This is a genomic window from Frankia sp. RB5 (assembly GCF_059816245.1).
In genome coordinates, this window is sequence record NZ_JCBATA010000006.1 from 78,056 (window position 1) to 95,633 (window position 17,578).

19 protein-coding genes are annotated in these 17,578 nt (G+C 71.3%); 9 read left to right on the plus strand and 10 right to left on the minus strand.

The genetic code is table 11. The features are described from left to right. Nucleotides 1-773: 773 nt before the first annotated feature. On the minus strand, nucleotides 774-1,301 hold the full coding sequence (locus AC6EXY_RS04685; protein WP_165818324.1) for a DUF4365 domain-containing protein: 528 nt from the start codon (nucleotides 1,299-1,301) through the stop codon (nucleotides 774-776). A 278-nt stretch (nucleotides 1,302-1,579) separates the two neighbouring features. Between AC6EXY_RS04685 and AC6EXY_RS04690 the strand changes: the two genes are divergently transcribed. Both AC6EXY_RS04690 and AC6EXY_RS04695 read left to right on the plus strand, forming a co-directional pair. After that, nucleotides 1,580-1,813, plus strand: a complete 234-nt coding sequence (locus AC6EXY_RS04690; RefSeq protein ID WP_133150745.1) for a hypothetical protein — start codon at nucleotides 1,580-1,582, stop codon at nucleotides 1,811-1,813. Continuing rightward, the gene (locus AC6EXY_RS04695) at nucleotides 1,800-2,102 is read left to right on the plus strand and encodes a hypothetical protein (protein WP_499816737.1); all 303 of its coding nucleotides are present in this window, start codon (nucleotides 1,800-1,802) and stop codon (nucleotides 2,100-2,102) included. The genes AC6EXY_RS04690 and AC6EXY_RS04695 overlap by 14 nt, the downstream gene beginning before the upstream one ends. A gap of 50 nt (nucleotides 2,103-2,152) precedes the next feature. On the opposite strand, the gene AC6EXY_RS04700 is transcribed toward AC6EXY_RS04695, so the two are convergent. Beyond that, nucleotides 2,153-2,500, minus strand: coding sequence for a methylated-DNA--[protein]-cysteine S-methyltransferase (locus AC6EXY_RS04700; protein WP_499816736.1), 348 nt, complete (start codon nucleotides 2,498-2,500; stop codon nucleotides 2,153-2,155). A 397-nt stretch (nucleotides 2,501-2,897) separates the two neighbouring features. Between AC6EXY_RS04700 and AC6EXY_RS04705 the strand changes: the two genes are divergently transcribed. Together AC6EXY_RS04705 and AC6EXY_RS04710 are read left to right on the plus strand one after the other, a co-directional pair. After that, on the plus strand, nucleotides 2,898-3,107 hold the full coding sequence (locus tag AC6EXY_RS04705; RefSeq protein WP_499816735.1) for a type II toxin-antitoxin system HicB family antitoxin: 210 nt from the start codon (nucleotides 2,898-2,900) through the stop codon (nucleotides 3,105-3,107). Next, entirely contained in the window at nucleotides 3,107-3,334 is a 228-nt protein-coding gene (locus AC6EXY_RS04710; protein WP_101832951.1) for a type II toxin-antitoxin system HicA family toxin, read from the plus strand. Before AC6EXY_RS04705 ends, AC6EXY_RS04710 begins: the two co-directional genes overlap by 1 nt. Before the next feature lie 76 nt (nucleotides 3,335-3,410). Here AC6EXY_RS04710 and AC6EXY_RS04715 read toward each other — a convergent pair whose 3' ends face one another. The 3 genes from AC6EXY_RS04715 to AC6EXY_RS04725 form a co-directional block, all read right to left on the minus strand. After that, nucleotides 3,411-5,120 (minus strand): purine-cytosine permease family protein, encoded by a 1,710-nt coding sequence (locus tag AC6EXY_RS04715; RefSeq protein WP_499816734.1) that lies wholly within the window; start codon nucleotides 5,118-5,120, stop codon nucleotides 3,411-3,413. A gap of 279 nt (nucleotides 5,121-5,399) precedes the next feature. Beyond that, nucleotides 5,400-8,945, minus strand: coding sequence for a response regulator (locus AC6EXY_RS04720; protein ID WP_499816733.1), 3,546 nt, complete (start codon nucleotides 8,943-8,945; stop codon nucleotides 5,400-5,402). A gap of 29 nt (nucleotides 8,946-8,974) precedes the next feature. After that, nucleotides 8,975-10,360, minus strand: coding sequence for a BTAD domain-containing putative transcriptional regulator (locus tag AC6EXY_RS04725; RefSeq protein ID WP_101836063.1), 1,386 nt, complete (start codon nucleotides 10,358-10,360; stop codon nucleotides 8,975-8,977). 145 nt (nucleotides 10,361-10,505) lie between these two features. Between AC6EXY_RS04725 and AC6EXY_RS04730 the strand changes: the two genes are divergently transcribed. After that, nucleotides 10,506-10,865, plus strand: coding sequence for an ArsR/SmtB family transcription factor (locus tag AC6EXY_RS04730; protein ID WP_101836061.1), 360 nt, complete (start codon nucleotides 10,506-10,508; stop codon nucleotides 10,863-10,865). Next, a complete protein-coding gene (locus AC6EXY_RS04735) occupies nucleotides 10,862-11,383 on the plus strand; it encodes an SRPBCC family protein (protein WP_101836059.1) in 522 nt (173 codons plus the stop codon). Before AC6EXY_RS04730 ends, AC6EXY_RS04735 begins: the two co-directional genes overlap by 4 nt. A gap of 51 nt (nucleotides 11,384-11,434) precedes the next feature. Here AC6EXY_RS04735 and AC6EXY_RS04740 read toward each other — a convergent pair whose 3' ends face one another. After that, nucleotides 11,435-11,971 (minus strand): DedA family protein, encoded by a 537-nt coding sequence (locus AC6EXY_RS04740; protein ID WP_499842299.1) that lies wholly within the window; start codon nucleotides 11,969-11,971, stop codon nucleotides 11,435-11,437. Between the two features lie 402 nt (nucleotides 11,972-12,373). Between AC6EXY_RS04740 and AC6EXY_RS04745 the strand changes: the two genes are divergently transcribed. The 3 genes from AC6EXY_RS04745 (at nucleotide 12,374) to AC6EXY_RS04755 (ending at nucleotide 14,459) form a co-directional block, all read left to right on the plus strand. Further along, the gene (locus AC6EXY_RS04745) at nucleotides 12,374-12,508 is read left to right on the plus strand and encodes a hypothetical protein (protein WP_279354733.1); all 135 of its coding nucleotides are present in this window, start codon (nucleotides 12,374-12,376) and stop codon (nucleotides 12,506-12,508) included. A gap of 130 nt (nucleotides 12,509-12,638) precedes the next feature. Continuing rightward, a complete protein-coding gene (locus tag AC6EXY_RS04750) occupies nucleotides 12,639-13,049 on the plus strand; it encodes a VOC family protein (protein ID WP_101836055.1) in 411 nt (136 codons plus the stop codon). A gap of 222 nt (nucleotides 13,050-13,271) precedes the next feature. Beyond that, nucleotides 13,272-14,459 (plus strand): hypothetical protein, encoded by a 1,188-nt coding sequence (locus AC6EXY_RS04755; RefSeq protein WP_101836053.1) that lies wholly within the window; start codon nucleotides 13,272-13,274, stop codon nucleotides 14,457-14,459. Between the two features lie 105 nt (nucleotides 14,460-14,564). Here AC6EXY_RS04755 and AC6EXY_RS04760 read toward each other — a convergent pair whose 3' ends face one another. The 4 genes from AC6EXY_RS04760 to AC6EXY_RS04775 all read right to left on the minus strand — a co-directional run bounded on the left by AC6EXY_RS04760 (nucleotide 14,565) and on the right by AC6EXY_RS04775 (nucleotide 17,376). After that, nucleotides 14,565-14,864, minus strand: a complete 300-nt coding sequence (locus AC6EXY_RS04760) for a globin domain-containing protein (protein WP_499816732.1) — start codon at nucleotides 14,862-14,864, stop codon at nucleotides 14,565-14,567. 22 nt (nucleotides 14,865-14,886) lie between these two features. Further along, nucleotides 14,887-15,468 (minus strand): MTB12 C-terminal domain-containing protein, encoded by a 582-nt coding sequence (locus tag AC6EXY_RS04765; RefSeq protein ID WP_499816731.1) that lies wholly within the window; start codon nucleotides 15,466-15,468, stop codon nucleotides 14,887-14,889. A 290-nt stretch (nucleotides 15,469-15,758) separates the two neighbouring features. Further along, nucleotides 15,759-16,268 carry a SigE family RNA polymerase sigma factor gene (locus tag AC6EXY_RS04770; protein WP_499816730.1) on the minus strand — a complete coding sequence of 170 codons (510 nt, stop codon included), beginning with the start codon at nucleotides 16,266-16,268 and terminating at the stop codon, nucleotides 15,759-15,761. 172 nt (nucleotides 16,269-16,440) lie between these two features. After that, entirely contained in the window at nucleotides 16,441-17,376 is a 936-nt protein-coding gene (locus AC6EXY_RS04775) for an MTB12 C-terminal domain-containing protein (RefSeq protein WP_499816728.1), read from the minus strand. Nucleotides 17,377-17,578 lie beyond the last annotated feature (202 nt).

Here is a 17,578-nt window from a genome sequence, read left to right on the forward strand (position 1 = left end):
GCCCTTCTGCCGCCCCATGGCACCGACGGATTCGACCATCTCCGCGCTGGCTCCGCGTTCCACCGCATCGTCCAGCGACATGGTTCCCTGCGGATCGAGAAGTTCGCGGGTCGCGGCCAGCCCGCTCGCCAGCGTTTCCACCACGACGCGGGAGAAGGCCACCGGCCGGTTCGCCGGACCGGTCTTCTCCGCGTTGAAAGGAGCCTTACCGTTCATCGCCGACGGCACGTTGTGGTCACCGTCGTCGGCTTCGTCGAGATGCACGAAAATGGGCAGTACGAAACTTCCGCGGATCGTATGCCCCAGCCGCAGGTCGTTGGCGACGAAGTCCGTTGCCAGCGTGGGCCTTTTCCCCGGATTCGACGGGCGCGGTCGGATCGCACTACACGCGGCGACCAGCATGAGGCGCGACATCCCGTCCAGCAGGACCTGCGCCTCCCCCAGCGGGATGGAATCGCCAGCCCTGATCTGGTCGGCCCGCAGCAGCACGATGTCGTTGACGGCACTCGCTATGCGGAACGGCAGCGCGTCCTGCTCGATGTCGTACACCAGCGATATCGTGTTCAACGCGTCCTGCAGACGCGGAACGAAATCCCGATACCGCCGGTTGTAAGGGACCATCAGACTGGCATCCAGCGGCGCGTTCTCCCAGACCGCGCTCACGGTCGGACGATAATCGACCCGCCGCCACCCACGTGTCCGCAAAAAAGACTCGATCTCGCCCGGCTCGACGTCCGGGGAGGTCAGGTTCCGGGCAGGCTGCGTCTCGATACTCATGGCCTACCTCCGTCCCCAATGCGCTGCAGAATTCCGAGGAGCTGTTCCACATTGTAGGTGTTCCGGCGCGGGAGAAGGACCGTCTTCGACGAACCCGCCGCCGGCCCCTCCCCCTCCAGGCAGGTCCAGAAGGCCCGCCCCCGCAGGATCATCCGATCCGGCTCGGTGTCGAGCCAGGTGGTGACGTCGGGCGGGACGACCAGGACGACGAGGATCTTCCGGTGATAGGTGTCCGGGTCGCGCAGCCCGTCATAGTGCGCTCGCTTCAGCGACCAGTGCACGCCGTCGTCCCGCAGGACGTCCTGGGTGGTGCACTTCATCTGCACGTCCACGACCGCCGAGCTGTAGCGCCGATGGTTCTGCGCCTGCCGCACCGTGTAGTCGATCGTCTCGACGTCCGAACGCGGCTCGGAGATCGTGCAACGCGCCGCCGCCGCGATCGCGTAGGCAAAGGCGATGCTGTAGGCCTGCTGACACTCCGAGGCATGCAGAGAGCCGTAGGGGATCCCCGACGGCGTCCGCATCGGCGGCCACTGGTTTGGACCGTCCCCCCGCGCACCCGCCACCCAACCCCCCGATGCCACCCAAAGCCGGCAGCCCACCACTTTACGTGGCAGAACCAGCCCGCCGGCAACGGCCCAACCCTCGCCGCGACGCCTCCGCCCCCGCGCACTCCCACCTGCCAGGCCCAGCACGTCGCCCGCTGCCAGGTGCCAGGTGCCCCAGGTGCCCCAGGTGCCCCAGGTGCCCCAGGTGCAGTGAGCCTGGCACTCGTGTGAGGCCACGTCCTATGATCCGTCCTATGCCGAGTATGAGCGTGTCGGTGCGGGCGGAGACGCTGGAGGCGGCGCGGGCCGAGGCCGCCGCGGCCGGGTTGACCCTGTCCGCCTGGGTCGACCGGACGCTGTCCGAAGCGGTGTGGACGCGGCGGTTCGCCCGCCAGCAGGAACGCAACGCCGCTCTCGGTATCACCGCCGAGTACCTGGGCGACGAGTTCGTCCACCTCGAGGCACTGCGGCGCCGTGCGGCAGGGTGAGGTGTGGGCGCGGGCTGACGCTCCCGCGCACGCGCTGATCGTGTCCGCCGACATGTACAACGACGCGAACACCGGCCGGGTCGTGGTCTGCCCGGTCGTGCCAGGCGAGCCGCTGCCGTTCGACGACTACGCCGCCGACGTCGGGATCACCCTCCCGGTGCCGGGGACGGTGCTGCCCGAACTCGTCGGGTGGATGCCTGCGTCAGGCCTGTCGCGCCGGCTCGGCGCCGTGTCGCCCGAAGCCTGGCAGCGCACCGACCGGATCCTCCGCCGCGTCCTCGGCCACTGACGACGCCGCTCCTGGGCCGCCCGCCCGTCCTCGCACGGGTGGCGCGGGTGTCAGAAGAGGGTGGGAGGCGCGGGAGTCATGGCGCCCTCGATGACAAGCATCCGCCGTTTCGTCCCGATTCCGCCCGGCGCCGAGAAGCCGCCCATCGCCCCACCGGCGGCCAGTACCCGGTGACACGGGACGACGATCGGCACCGGATTGCGCCCCAGCGCCCGCCCCACGGCCTGGGCCGCGCCGGGTATCCCGAGCTGGGCCGCGACCTCCCCGTAGGTGAGCGTCCGCCCCGGCGGGATCGCGCGAGCCACCTCGTACACCCGTCGGTGAAACGCGGGCACGCCCGTCAGGTCAACGCGCACATCAGCCAGATCATCCGGGACGCCGTCCAGCAGCCCGATCATTCTGGCGATCGCCTCCGCCACCTCTGCCGGCGGACCGCCCGCCGCGCCCGCAGCCCCATCGCCTGACGCCCCATCGCACGATGCGTCGGCCGGCCCGGTGCCCGGCGACGCCGCGACGACGTCCCGACGAAGAAGCGCCAGAGTCGCCGCGTCGGTCCCAGCCGGCAACGCGACAGCGACCAGACCGTCAGCGCCCCAGGCAACCCCACACCTGCCGACAGCCGTGTCGAACAGCGCCGTCCCGCCCCCAGCCATACCTCCATCCTGCCTGACAGGGCACGAGGGCGAAGGCCAGGGAAGCCGGTACAGAGGCTGCTGGGTCAGTGAGCCAGCGCCGATGGCGCCGGGCCTACCTACGGACACGGCGTCGGTCCGCAAGTGTGCGAGGATTGTGGACGTGACCCGTGTTGTTCACGTGCCCTACGCCATCGAGCAGGACGAAGACGGCGTCTGGTGCGCTTCGGCTCAACTCCGCCCAGATGTTGGGGCGGTCGGCGACGGCCCGACCCGGGAAGCGGCCCTCGAGGACCTGCGCGCAGCCTTGGAGGTGCTGCTGGCAGAGGTCGGCCCACCCGATGAACTGACGCTTACCCTCAATGTCGCCTGATGCCGCCAGGCATCCCGTCAGTACCAGGTGCGAAGGTCGTTGCCGCGTTTGAGCGAGCTGACTTCACCGTGGCGCGCATCAGTGGAAGTCACCACGTCCTGCGCCACCCGGACGGCAGGACCGTAGTCGTGCCCGTTCACGCGGGTAAGGATCTTCCCAAGGGGACTCTTCGCAACATCCTGTCCATTGCCGGCATGACTGTCGAAGAGCTGCGGTCGCTGTTGTGACGCGATGCCGGTGGCCGACCCGGCGTCCTCGCTGAGGATGGCCGGGTCGGCCGTCGGGCGTCGGCTCGACGGGGCGTCAGGCCTGGGCGGGCAGGACGTGGTCGCCGCGCTTGTCGGTGGAGAGGTCCAGGGAGCAGATGTAGGCGTCGTGGGTCTCGCACTTCACCATGTCGGGGCGCTCGTAGTCCTGCTGGCAGATGTGGCAGGTGAGGGTTTCGCCCGACGGGTTTCCGTGCTCGTCGTACATCGGCAGGTCGATGCCGTCGTCCGTGCGCCGCAGGTAGTACTTCCCCTTGGTGGCGACGGCCAGGATCGGCGGCAGGACGAGGGCGAGGACGATCGCCACCAGCGGCGAATACGGCTTCAGGCCGGAGCCCAGGCCGCCGTAGAAGTCGATGATGGAGATACCGGCGGCCAGCAGCATCGCGCCGAAGCCGACCGGGTTGACGGCGTAGAGCATCCCGCGGCGGAACTCGGGCTGGCGCGGCGAGATCTTCAGCAGGTACTTGTTGAACACGATGTCGGAGGCGACGGCCACCACCCAGGCCATGCCACAGTTGGCGTAGAAGGCGAGGATCGTGTTCAGAAAGCTGAACATGTCAGCCTCCATCAGGATCACGGCGACGAGCAGGTTGAAGCCGAGGAAGACGAGCCGTCCGGGGTAGGTCTTCGTGACGCGGGTGAACGAGTTCGTCCAGGCGAGCGAGCCGGAGTACGCGTTCGTCACGTTGATTTTGATCTGGCTGATGACGACGAGCGCGACGGCGAGGGCCAGCGCCGCCCAGTGCGGCAGCAGGTCCTGGTAGATCTCCAGGAACTGGTGCACCGGCTGGTTGGCCACGCCCGCGCCGTCCGCGACGTTCGCGATGATGTAGACGGCCAGGAACATGCCGATGATCTGCTTGATGGCGCCGAAGAACACCCAGCCCGGCCCGGCCAGCACCATCGCGGTCCACCAGCGGCGCGAGTTCTCCGGCGTGCGCGGCGGCATGAAGCGCAGATAGTCGATCTGCTCGGCGATCTGGGCGATCAGCGACAGGCAGACGCCGGCGGCGAGGAACACCGAGCCGAGGTCGAATCCGCCCTTGCCGTCCTGGCCGCCGTAGTCGAAGAACGTGTTCACCGAGCCGGGGTGGCGGATCAGCAGGTAGGCGAACGGCAGCACCATCAGCACCAGCCACAGCGGCGTCGTCCACAGCTGCAGCGTCGAGAGCAGCTTCATGCCGTAGACCACGAGCGGGAAGATGACGAGCGTGGACGTCGCGTAGCCGACCCACAGGGGAATGTGCAGGCCCAGTTTCAGGCCCTGCGCCATGATCGATCCCTCGAGCGCGAAGAAGATGAACGTGAACGACGCGAAGATCACGTTCGAGACGACCGAGCCGTAGTAGCCGAAGCCGCTACCCCGGGTGATCAGGTCGAGGTCCAGGTTGTAACGGGCCGCGTAGTAGGCCAGCGGGAAACCGGTCAGGAAGATGACGACGGCGAAGACGGCGATGCCCCACAGGGCGTTCGTCGTGCCGTAGGAGATTCCGATGTTCGCCCCGATGGCGAAGTCCGCGAGATAGGCGATGCCGCCGAGCGCCGAGATCGCGACCATACCCGTGCCCCACCGCCGGTAACTGCGCGGCGCGAACCGGAGCGTGTAGTCCTCCAGCGTCTCCTTCGCGGACCCGGCCCCGGGCGGGGAGCCGGCCGCGGGCGGGGAGCCGGCCGCGGGCGGGGAGCCGGCGTCGGAGCCGGGTTGAAGGGCGGTGGGATCGTGTGGGGGGCTGACCGTGCTCATCGCGGGCTGCCTTTCTGCGGGCGCGGGTCCGAGTCCGCCGGCGCGCCAGCGGGCCGCCGCCGACACCGGCGGCGCCCCGGACGGGCAGGCGACGGGGGCAACGCTGACCCCTGCCGAGCAGCCAACATCCGCCTGCTAAGCAACCACCAAGCACCGGCCAAGTGCCGCCCGTCCCCCACCAGAACCGGATCCGAGCGGGTCCGAGCCCAGAGCCGGGTCCGAGCCCGCGTCGGGCCGTCGGACGTGAATCGTGGGCGGCCGGGAGGGATCCCGCGCGGACTATCCGAGGGCGCGTAGGGCCACCGCGACGCGCTCATGTTCGGTGACGATGGCGGCGATGAGGTCGCGCGGCCCAGAACTCATCCTGCCGGCGACTCCGTGGCCACGCGCCGTCGAACCGACCTCGCCGGCGCGGCCGAGAGCTGCGCCTGCCTCGGCCTGCTGGCACAGCAGGACCAGGTCGGTGGCACCGAAGGTGGCGCCGAGCCCCTTCAGGGTGTGCGCGGCACGGTGCGCCGGCCCCGGATCGGAGCGGGCCGCGGACAGCGCCTCCAGCAGCACCGGCGCGTCGACGAGGAAGTCGGCGATGAGGCCGGACAGGGTGGTCGCGTTCCCGCCGACGAGCTCGCGCAGCTGGTCGAGTGCCTCCGGATCCAGGACGGATCGGCCACCCCGCGGGCGCGCCCGGGCCAGTGCGGCGACGAGGTCGGCGGTGACCAGAGGCTTGGTGAGGTAGTCGTCCATGCCCGCCGCGAGGCACGCCTCCCGCGCGCCGGGCTGGGCATTCGCGGTGAGCGCGATGATCCAGGGACCGCACCCGCCGAAGTGGGCCCGAATCCGGCGAGTCGCCGCCAGACCGTCGAGGTCGGGCATCTGGACGTCCATGAGCACGACGTCGTAGCGCCCGCGCCACACCGCGGCGACCGCCTCGGCTCCGCCCGTCACCAGATCGGCCCGATGACCGAGCCTGTCGAGCTGGAGAAGTACGAGCCGCTGGTTCACCGCGTGATCGTCGACGACCAGTATCCGCAACGCCTCGGCCCCGCCGGTCGCCCTTTCCCGAGGCTCACGCTCAGCCGCCGGGCTCGCCGACGCCGAGCTGACCGACGCCGAGCTGACCGACGCGGGGCTGACCGACGCGGGGCTCGCTGCCTGGGCGTTCGCCGTGGTGGTGTCGAGGGTGGCCCGCGAGGCGGCTACGACGGGAGGGGCCTGGGTCGTGGTCATCGCGCGGAAGAGGGGGGCTGGGCGGAGCGGGCGGGTCACGACGGTGAGGCCGGGCGGGGCGTCAGGGCCGGGGAGGCGGGCGAAGGAGGTCAGCAGCACGATCGGCACGTGCGTGCCGGCGGGATCGTCGCGCAGGGTCGAGGCCAGCGTCAGGCCGTCCAGGTGTGGGGGGCGATGGTCGAGGATCACCGTGTCGTAGCGGCGGCCGGCGCGCAGCCAGCGCAGGACGGTCTCGATCGACGTCGTGTTCGTGATCCGCATCCGCCATGACCCGACGAGCCACTCCCCGACCAGGGCGCGCGTCCGGGAGTCGGGAGTCATCAGCAACGCCTCCCCGCCGGCCAGAGCGGAGGTGTCGGCCGGTACAGGATCCCGCCGAGCCACCGTCGACGACGCGGCCGACGGCGACGGCACGATGACGGTCATGGTGGTGCCGACTCCGGGTCGGGAGGCGGCGGTGATCGTGCCGCCCATGAGAGCGGTCAGCCGGCGGCAGATGGCCAGGCCGAGGCCGGTGCCGCCGTGGCGCCGCGAGGTGGACGCGTCGACCTGCGTGAACGAGTCGAAGATCGATTCCAGGTGTTCGGGCGGGATGCCGATACCGGTGTCGCGCACCGTGAATCGCCACTCTCGGGTACCCTCCCCGGCGCCCCGACCCATGCCCGCCCGCGCGTCCGTGCCCATGGCCGTGGCCGTGCCTGGACCGGTGCCCGCACCTGGGGCCGTGCCGGACGGCGATGTGCCGACGGTGACGGTGATCTCGCCTCGTTCAGTGAACTTCACCGCGTTGCTCAGCAGGTTGAGCAGGATCTGCCGGATCCGCGTCGGGTCGCCGACCATGGCTGGCGGCGTGCCGGGTTCGACGGCGCAGACGAGGTCGAGGTCCTTCGCGCCGGCGTCGGCCGAGACGAGGTCGAGGGCGGCCTCGACACATTCGGCGACGTGGAACGGGACCCGCTCCAGGCGGAGATGGCCGGCCTCGATCTTGGAGAAGTCGAGGATGTCGTTGATCAGCAGGAGCAGAGAGTGGGCGCTGTCGTGCACGACCTCGGTGAGATGTCGCTGGTCGGCGGCGTCCAGACGGCCGTCCAGGAGCAGCCCCGACATGCCGATGACCGCGTTCATCGGGGTCCGGATCTCGTGGCTCATGGTGGCGAGGAACGCGCTCTTGGCCTCGCTCGCGGTCTGGGCGGCTGACGCGGCGGCGCGCAGCGCGTCGGCGGTGTGGACCCGGTCGGCGACCTGGCCGAGCTGCCCGGCCACATCCGACAGGAGCGCCAGCAGGGCCTCGTCCGGGTCGACCGGATCGACGGTGAGGAACTCCAACACGGCGACCACGTCGGCGCCGCCGGACCCACGCACCTGCGCGTCCTCGGGCTCGCGTGTGTCCGCGCTTCGGCCGGTCCGCACCGGAACGGCGATCCCGGCCCCCGGCCCGCGCATCGTCCCCTGCTCGATGGAAAGATCAGGCAGCCAGACGGCCTCCCCGCTCGCCAGCACCCGGCCCGGCAGACTCGCCGGCCCCGGCGAGGACGGGTCGGACGGAGTCACGTCCTCGCGGAGGTCGGCGGTGGTCGTCAGGGCTACCAGGCGGTCGCCGTGGCGGTGGTAGGTGCGGCCGACGGGCCAGCCGGTGTGGGCGCGGATCAGGTCGACGACGTCGGCGGCGGCGGTGGCGAGGTCGGTGGCACGGTGCGCCGCGTCGGCGACCCGGTGCAGGAGCCGCAGCTCGGCGGAGCGGCCCTGGACCCGCTCGGTCATCTCGTTGAACCGCCGGGCCAGCGATCGCAGCTCGTCGACGCCGGCGACGCGCGCCCGGACGTCGCCCGCCCCCGCGGCGATCCGGGCCGTCGCGGCGTCGAGTTCGGCGACCGGGCGCAGCACCGCCCGGCGGGTCACCACGGCGAACACCGCCATTCCCGCGAGGAGCAGCAGCGCCGCCCCGATCGCGCCCGCGGACCAGGCCCGTGCCTGGTCGGTGGCCGAGGCCGTCTCCCGCGCCGTGCGGGTGTCGACGAGCGTCAGCACCTGCCCGATCGGTTGCATGATCTCGTCCTTGGTCCGCAGGTAGGACGCGTCGAAGAGCATGTCCGTCGCGCGCTGGCGGTTCGCCGTGCCGCCCGCCGCGGCCAGCGCGAAGGCTCGCTGCTCGACGCCGGCGAGGGCGTCCGAGCGCGCCTTCGCCGTGCCGAGCAGGTCCAGTTCCCGATCGGTGAAACCGGCGCGGGCGGCCAGGGTGGCGAAGGCGACCGGCGGGCCGGACGGTGTGGGCCGCCGGCCGGTGTCGGTGACGACGTCCCAGTAGATGTTGTCGTAGCCGCGGGGCCGTGGCGCCGTGCCGTCGCGGATCGCCAGGATCTCCTGGAACCAACCGCGGTAGCGGACCTCGCCGGTGACCACGTAGGTCCGTGCCATCCGGGTCAGGTCGTCGGAGGTCTGCCGCAGCTCGTAGGCCAGGCGCAACGACTGCGACCGTCGCGCCTCGGCCCCGGCCGCGCCCCGCGTGCTGCTCTCGGCCTTCAGGCTGACCAGCAACATCGCGGCCAGCAGGACGGCGCCGATACCGACCCCGCTGCGGACCAGACCGCGCAGCGACATCGGCCGCCCCTGCACAGACGGCCGGCCCGTCACGGACGGTCGAGTCCGGAGCCGGAGCGGGCCCGCGCGACCTCCGCGCGCAGCGTGGCGATCTCGCTGCGCAGCGCGCTCTCCCGCTCGACGACCGACCGTCTGGCCCGCAGTGACGCGCGCAGCCGGGCCCGGAGCATCGTCGAGCTGTACGGCTTGGGCAGATAGTCGACCGCGCCCAGTTCGATGCAGCGCACCACGCTCTCCAGCTCCGGCACCGCCGACACCATGATCACCGAGATGTCGGCCAGGCGCGGGTCCGCCTTGATCCCGGCGAGCGTCGCGTACCCGTCCAGCACCGGCATGAGCAGGTCCAGCAGCACGATGTCGAACCCACGCGGGCCGTCCTGCGCCGCCCGCAGCATCTCCAGGGCCCGGTGGCCGTCCTGCGCGGTCTCCGCCTCATATCCGAGCTTGGTGACCGCGGTCGCCAGCAGCGTGCGGTTGATGCCGGTGTCATCGACCACGAGCACCCTGCCCAACCGCTCCGCGGTCGCCGTCTCGGCGGCGGGCAGCACCCGCGCGGCTGGCGGGTCGCGGTCCGGCGTAGCGCCCGTCGTACCCGTCCCGGCGGCCATGGCAGGTCGCGACGGTGTCGGCGTCGGCCGTTGCCAGGCGAGGGCAGGGTCCTGCCGCAGCACCGCCTGTTCCAACTCGCGCAGCCGCGCGCCCGGCTCGATGCCCAGCTCGCCGTGCAGCAGCCGGCGGGTCTCGCGGTAGGCGGCCAGCGCGTCCACCTGCCGTCCGCACCGGTACAGCCCGAGCATCAGCTGTGCCCGCAGCCGTTCGCGCAGCGGATGCCGTCGCACCCCCTGCTCCAGCTCGGCGACCAGGGCGGCGTGCCGGCCCAGGGCGAGCTCGGCGTCGATGCGGTCCTCGACCGCGCCCAGGTGCAGTTCCGTCAGACGGGCCGCCTCGGCGTTGACGAACGGGGTCGCCGGAACATCGGCCAGCACCGGTCCGCGCAGCATTCCCTCGGCGCGCAGCAGCAGCCGCGCCGCCCGTTCGGGGTCTCCCCCGCCGAGCGCCCGCCGGCCGCGTTCGACCAGGTCGATGAACGCGTGCGCGTCCACGGCGGGCGGTTCGACGTCGAGCAGGTACCCGGGCGACGCCGTCACCAGGACGGTCGCCGCCTCGCCGCGTGAGCGCTCCGGTTCGAGCGCCCGGCGCAGCTGGGAGACGAAGACCTGCACCGTGGCCGCCGCCCGTGCCGGCGGACGATCCGCCCACAGATCGTCGATGAGCTGCCCGACCGACACCACTCTGCCGCCCCGCAGCAGCAGGGAGGCGAGGACGGCACGCTGCTTGGGCCCGCCGACATCCACCGGCCGCCCGTCCCGGTAGACCTCGACGCGGCCGAGGAGCCGGAACTCAAGGCCAACCATCCGTCGATGGTCACCAGCCGCCATGCACACCAGATAAGCGAGAAATTACAAGCCGATTACGGCACGTCATCCTCAACCAATCGGTTGACATCTACCCGCGGGCGACCTACGTTATCAACCAAGCGGTTGAGAACTGGAGGTCAAGGTGAGCGACCCGCTGTCGCAGTTGTTCGCGGCCCTGGCCGACCCGACCAGGCGCGACCTGGTGGCGCGGCTGACCGACGGCGACGCCACCGTGGGGCAGTTGGCGGCGCCGTACCGGGTGAGCGTGCAGGCCATCTCCAAGCACGTGAAGGTGCTGGAGCAGGCCGGCCTGGTCAGCCGCGGCGCGCAGGGGCACCGCAGCTCGGTGCACCTGGAGGCGGAGGTCTTCGACCTGATGACGAAGTGGATCGAGCGCTACCGGCAGCGGGCCGAGGCCCGCTACAAGCGGCTGGATGCCGTGCTGGCGGAGATGAACGACGAGGAGGCCGGGCACCGCCCGGCGCGAGAGGAGACGGCATGAACGACACGACGACGACCGCGGCGACCGCGGCGATCGAGGCGGACCCGAGGGTCCCGATCATCCACATCACCCGGGACTTCGCGGCCACCCCCGCCCAGCTGTTCCGGGCGCACACCGACCCGGAGCTGTTCGCCCGCTGGGTAGGCCCGGACGGGATGACGACCACCCTGGACCGCTGGGACGCCCGCACCGGGGGCAGCTGGCGCTACGTCGCCGCCCGGGACGACCTGGAGTTCGGCTTCCACGGCTGCTTCCACGAGGTCCGGCCGGACCGGATCGTGCAGACCTTCACCTGGGAGGGCGAGCCGGACGCGGTCGCGCTGGAGACGCTCACCTTCGAGGACCTCGGCGACGGTCGCACCCGGCTGCACGCCCAGTCGCTGTGCGACAGCTTCGAGGGCCGGGACGCCTTCCTGCACAGCGGGATGGAGGTCGGCGTGGACCAGGGCTACGCCAAGCTGGACACCCTGCTCGCCGCCGGTCAGATCGCCGGGACCGCGGCAGGAGCCGAGGCGTGACCCTCCCGGCGGACCCCGGCCAGCCGTCATCGGGCGGCCGGACGGAGTAGATCAGGCGATCCGGTCCTGGGCGGGGTCGTCGGCGATGGCCGTACGGCGGCTTCTGACGCGCCGAGCGGCGAGGACGATCAGGATGACGGCGACGATCCCCACGATGATGTAGGTGGGGCCGTGGAACCCGTTGGCGATCTTCTCCCAGTTGTCGCCCACGGCGTAACCGGCGATGCCCAGGGCGGCCGTCCACGGGATGCAGCCCATCGTCGTGTAGACCCCGAAGCGCAGCGGCGGCATCGCCGCGATGCCGGCCGGCAGGGAGATGAAGGTCCGGACGACCGGCAGGAGCCGACCGACCAGCACGGAGACCGCGCCGCGCCGCTCGAACCACCGCTCCGCCCGCACCAGATCGTGCTCACGCAGGAAGACGTAGCGACCGAAGCGGCGAATCGCCGCCGGACCGCCGTAGCGGCCGACCGCCCAGGCGGCGTAGCTGCCCACCACGTTGCCGACCACGCCGGCGACGATGACCAGGACGAGGTTCGGGTGCGCGCCCCCGATCGCCCCGGCGGCCAGCGCACCACCGATCAGCATGATCACTTCAGAGGGGATCGGGATACAGGCCGACTCGAGGGCCATCAACGCGAACACCGCGAGGACCCCGTGAGCGGCGATGAGATGTTGCACGGGCGTGTCGGCCTTCCTGGTGGGCGATTCGCGGCCGCGGAAAGCTGCGCGCGGACGTCGACGTGGCGGGTCGAGCGGCGCGGGCTCGGTGCGCGGAGTACGTGTCGGCGGCACGCGGCGCGCCTCCCGCGATCGCGGAGGCCCCCGTCTCGCCTCCTGCTATCGGCCCGAGAGTACGCGGCCGCCACGAAGGATCCGCACGCGCCGGTGGCGGCCGCGGCCAGCGGCCCGCCACGGCGGGATCCACACGCTCTTCACATCCTTCCTCCTCTACGGTTCGCCCAGCAGTAGATCATCCGGCTGGGGAGGGTGCATGGCCGCGACACCGACGGACGCGCGCGGCTGGTCAAACGGTTCAGCGGCCCGACGGCCGTCGACCAGGTGGATCTGCGGCAGGCCTTCCTCGGCTATCCCCGCGCCGCGCCGGCCATCCCGTTGACATGAACTGGGCTTGAGGTCCTAGCGTGCGGCTCAGCAGCGGCTTCCCGCGAGCGCGGCCGGCTCGGTGCAGGCTTCGGCCGGGTTGGGACGGCTGGCTGGCGGGCAGCCGGTAGGCGGGCAGGGAGAGGGAGCAATGCCAATCACGACGGGCTTCAACCACGTGGCCACGATCACGGCCGATCTGGACCGGCTCATCACGTTCTACGTCGAGGCCTTCGGCGCGACGATCACGTTCGAGATGGCCTCTCGGGACGACCACCCCCGCATGACGATCATCGACCTCGGCGGAGGCGCGGCGCTCAACGTGTTCGAGACGGCGGCCGAGGACGGCGCCTGGGACCGGCGCCGCCCGGGCGGGCGGGGGCCGATCGACCACTACGGCCTGGCCGTCGACTCTCTCGCGACCCTGGAGGCGACCCGGGACCGGCTACGCGACCTGGGCGCCGACCTCGGCGAGATCCAGCGCCTCGGCTCCGAGTGGTCCCTGTTCTTCCGCGACCCGGACGGCATGGAACTGGAGGTCTGCTGCCACGCGGACGCGTGACCGAGACCACTCCCACCACAGCACGCCACCGACCCCGTCCTGGCCATAGCCGGCGACCGGCTCGCGTGCCGGCCTGGCACGCCCCGATCAGGCCGCTGAGCTGAGCGGTTGTGTTTTCGTACAACTGGCGGACAGGTTGAGGCCCCCTCTGGGGTGCGGTTTGGGCACTACGTTCCTCCGCTAGGTCCGACGGGGGTCGGACAGAGGGGACCTGACCTGCAGATGCGTAGATCGCTGCTTGCCGTGGGGGCCGCCGCCGCCCTGGCGGCATTCGCCGCACTTCCCGCCTCGGCCGCCGCGCCGGCCGACGCCGGTGCGTTCACTCTCGCCGTGTACGGCGATGCGCCGTACGGCACCACGCCGACGGACGATGCCGAGTTCAAGGCCACGCCGTCGTTCATCAACTCGATCAACTCCGACCCGGCCGTCAGCGTGGCCGTGCACGTCGGGGACATCCACTCGGGCAAGCAGTACTGCACCGCCCAGTACGACCAGTCGATCGCGACGCTCTGGCAGCAGTTCCAGGTGCCGCTGGTCTACACCCCGGGCGACAACGAATGGACCGACTGCCACAAGGCCGCCGAGGGCGGCGGCACCTACGACCCGGCCACCGACAAGATCAAGTATGTGATCGACCCGGCCACCGGCCAGCCGGTCGACTACGCCGGCGGCGACCCGGTCGCGAACCTCGCGCTCGTCCGCTCGCTGTTCTTCCCGACGGCCGGCGAGACCCTCGGCAGCGGCAAGCTGCACGTCCAGTCGCAGGCCAAGGAATACGACCCGGCGCACCCGTCGGACGCGCAGTACGTCGAGAACGTCATCTTCGAGCGGAAGGGCACGCTGTTCGTCACGCTGAACGTGCCCGGAGGATCGAACAACGACGCCGACGTCTGGTACGGCGCGCCGACGGCGAGCTCCGCGCAGACGCAGGAGACCGCGGAGCGCACCGGCGCCGACCTGCGGTGGCTCGACCACGCGTTCACGCAGGCCCGCCAGAACGGCGACACCTCGATCGCCATCATCTCGCAGGCCGACATGTGGGACGTCGACGGCAAGAGCCCGGCGCACCTCACCAACTACGAGCCGCTGGTCGCCAGCATCGCGTCACACACGACCGCGTTCGGCAAGCCGGTGCTGATGTTCAACGGTGACTCACACACCTACCGGTCGGACAACCCGCTCTCGCCGACCGCTCCGTGCGTCACCGAGTCCGCGGCCGGCGAGGTCGCCTGCGCGAACGAGTCCTCCGCACATCCCGGATACGACGTGGCGAACTTCCACCGGATCGTCGTGCACGGCAGCACGTTCCCGCTCGAATGGCTCAGGCTGACGGTGAAGCCCAGCGTGAACGCGCCGGCGAGCGCCAACGCGTTCGGCCCGTTCAGCTGGCAGCGCATGCCCCAGCACTGACGTTCGCTGTCCGGGCCGGTGGCCACGTGCCACCGGCCCGGACTTCCGGGCGTCACATCGCCCCTCGGACGGGGGCCGACGCCGCCCGCTCCACGGTGCCGACGGTCAGTGGACCAGGCCCTGGTATCCCCAGCGTGGCGCGTGGGGCCCGGACCGCCCAGGTCGGCGCCGACGGGGTCCTGGGAAGCGCAGCAGCGCCTGGTGCCCGCCGAGGCGGGCGGTGAAGTCCCCGGGTCCGCCGAGGACCTCGGCCAGCCAGACGGCCACGTGATCGAGGTGAGCGGGCGTGAAGTCGGCGAAGACGGGGGCGAGCAGCTCGTCCGCGAGCACCCGCTGGTAGAACGCCGCCGGCAGGAGGCGCAGCCCGTCCACACCGCCGACGTCGTCATAGAGCGAGGAATCCACGATTGCCTCGCCGCGCCGCCGCTCAGGCGGTGCCGACGAGGAACGAATAGGTCTGCGCGCTGACCAGCCAGCGGCCATCCTCACGGACAGCATGACCCGGCTCGTTGATCGTGTAGCCCCAGCGGCCGCCGAGGGCAGGGTCTCGATGAGTGAAGACCAGATCGACCCTGGCGCTGTACGCGTTGAGCATGGCGATGCTGGTGACCCTCACGGTGAGGGTACCGACGGTGCCCGGATAGCGTGCGAGGAACCGCTGCGTAATGGCGCGGTACCTCGCGCCGTCCTGGACGTGGGTGAGACCGTCGTCGGGATCGGCGTCGCCGTCGAACGCTCCCTCGAACGCCGCTCTGATCGCGCCAGCGGTGGCCGGGTCCGGCGTCGCGGTGGCCGTCGGAGGGGTGACCGGCGGAGGGGTGACCGGCGCGTAGACGGTTCCGGGGGCGGGCGCGACGCCTACCGGTGGTGTCGCGGCGGGGTCGGGCCGGGAGAACGCACCGCTGCCCGCCGGGGTGACGACACTCAGCCCGCCCACGGTCCCCACGTACCTGTCGACGATCAGGCCACCGAGTACCAGCAGGCACGTGGCCAGCGCCGCCGCGACCACCGCCCTCCTGGGCCGCCGCTCCCGCCACGCTCTCTGTTCAAGAGTGCCTCGACACGTCCGATACGGCCGTCGCACTCGACGGCGCGCCGGCGCCGCGGCATGCACTCTGGCGGTCAGATCCGCGGGTGCGGTGATCTGCCGGCTGGAACGGTCCAACAGGTCACGCAGCACCTCTTCGAAGGCCGCCTCGCCGGCGGGCATCGCGGAACCGGCTCCGGAGCTCGCCGCGAGACGACCATCCGCCGGTACGCCGCAATGCGATGTGGGACCCCTGCCGGCGTCGTCGGACATCAACGCCCCCTGCCACTTCGCATGCGGACGTCCCCCAGATGCTCACTCAGCCGAAGTCGGGCGAGAGCCCGCGACGCGTGGGTCTTCACCGACCCGACGCTGCAGCCGAGAATGTCGGCCACCGTCGCCTCCGGCAGATCGTCGAAGTAACGCAGAACGACCACGGCGCGTTGCCGTTGCGGGAGCTCCCGCAGCGCCCGGAGCACCTGGTCCCGCAGCGCCAGGTCGGGGCCGTCGTCCGCGCTGGCCCGGTCGGCCGACGCCTCCAGCGGCTCCTCCCGAAAGCGGCGTGACCGCCAGCTCCGCAGGGACGCGTTCACCATCGCCCGCCGGACGTAGGCCTCCGGAGCGACGATCTTCTTGCTGTCCCACTGCTCGTAGGTGCGTTCCAGTGCGCCCTGCAGCAGATCCTCGGCCGCGTGCCGGTTGCCGGTGAGCAGAAAGGCCGTCCGCATGAGCCGGTCGGCCGAAGCGGTGACGAAATCCTCGAACGCCTCGTAGGACGTCACGTGTGACGTATGCCCCCATCAATAGGCCCGCACCGCCCGTACTCCCCTGCGTACACGTCGACGAAGCGGCGGCTCACGGTGAGGTGAGCCGCCGCTTCGCGGGACGCGCCATGTCGATGGTCGACTGACCGCGCGGACCGAGCCGGCTGGTTGTGCGAACAGCGTGCCGGCTCTATGCCGGCTGGTTTCCGAGCTGTCCTGCCAGCGCCAGCACGCTGCGGTAGGTCGCCTCCGAGACCTTCCACGTGCCCTGGGTGAAAACCGCCTTGCCAGCGGTGCCGATCGAACCGGACTGGCCCTGGTAGGAATAGGCGATGGTGAACGTGACCGAGGCATGGTCGTTCGACCAGACATACACCTGGTTCACCGTGACCTTCGCCGCCAGGCCCGGGTAGGTGGCGCGGAACTTCTCCAGCAGGCTGACCAGGCGCTGGCCGTTCTCCACGTGGGCCAGCGGCACCCGTGGCGGCGCGCTGGTGGCGTCCAGCCCGGCCGGGAAGGCGGCCCGGATCAGCCGCTGCGACAGCGTCTGCCAGGCCGTCGGCTTCGGCGCCGGCCCGACGGAGAGCGACGTGGCGATGTGCAGCAGGTCGGCCTCGGGGAACAGGCTCGTCGGGGCGCCGCCCTTCCCGTCCCGGTACCCGGCCACCGTGAGCACGACCGCCGGGCGACCCTCGACCCAGGTCAGCTCGTTGAACTGGGTCGAGCCCTCGGGACGCAACGTGACGGCCTCGGTGCCCCGCAGCGTGATACGGCCAAGCCGGGAGGCCGGGTAGTACTGCGCGTAGGCGGCGGCCACCTGGGCGGGCGTCGCGTCGGGCGTGCTCCGCTGGACGGTCAGCTGGACGGTCGTGTCGCCGCCCTGGAACGTGCCGACGATGACCGGGCTGCCGATCCGGGTGGACTGCTGCACGTTGGTGAGGCTGACGCCGCCGGGCAACCAGCCGACCGACACCCCGTCGACGCTCGGAGCCCGCCGCGCGCCGCCATCCGCCGCCGTCGTCGAGGCGGCCGCCGACGCCGGGCCGGCCAGCGCCACGCCGACCATCCCGGTCAGGGCCAGCGCGGTCAGCCTGGCCAGGGCGCGGGGCAGGCGACGGGTGACCAAACGTCGCCGAGGCCGAGTCGATTCCCCCAGGTCAGACCCCTGATACACGGCACGCTCCGCGCCAGAGCACCCCGGTGGAATGCGGATGATGCCGTCCGTACCATGCGTCATGAACGCCTCCAGTTCCGCTGAGAGCCGGCCATCGCGGCAGCACGCCCCGGTCGCCCCAGCTCCTGTTCCACTGTTTCCACTTCTTCTAGAG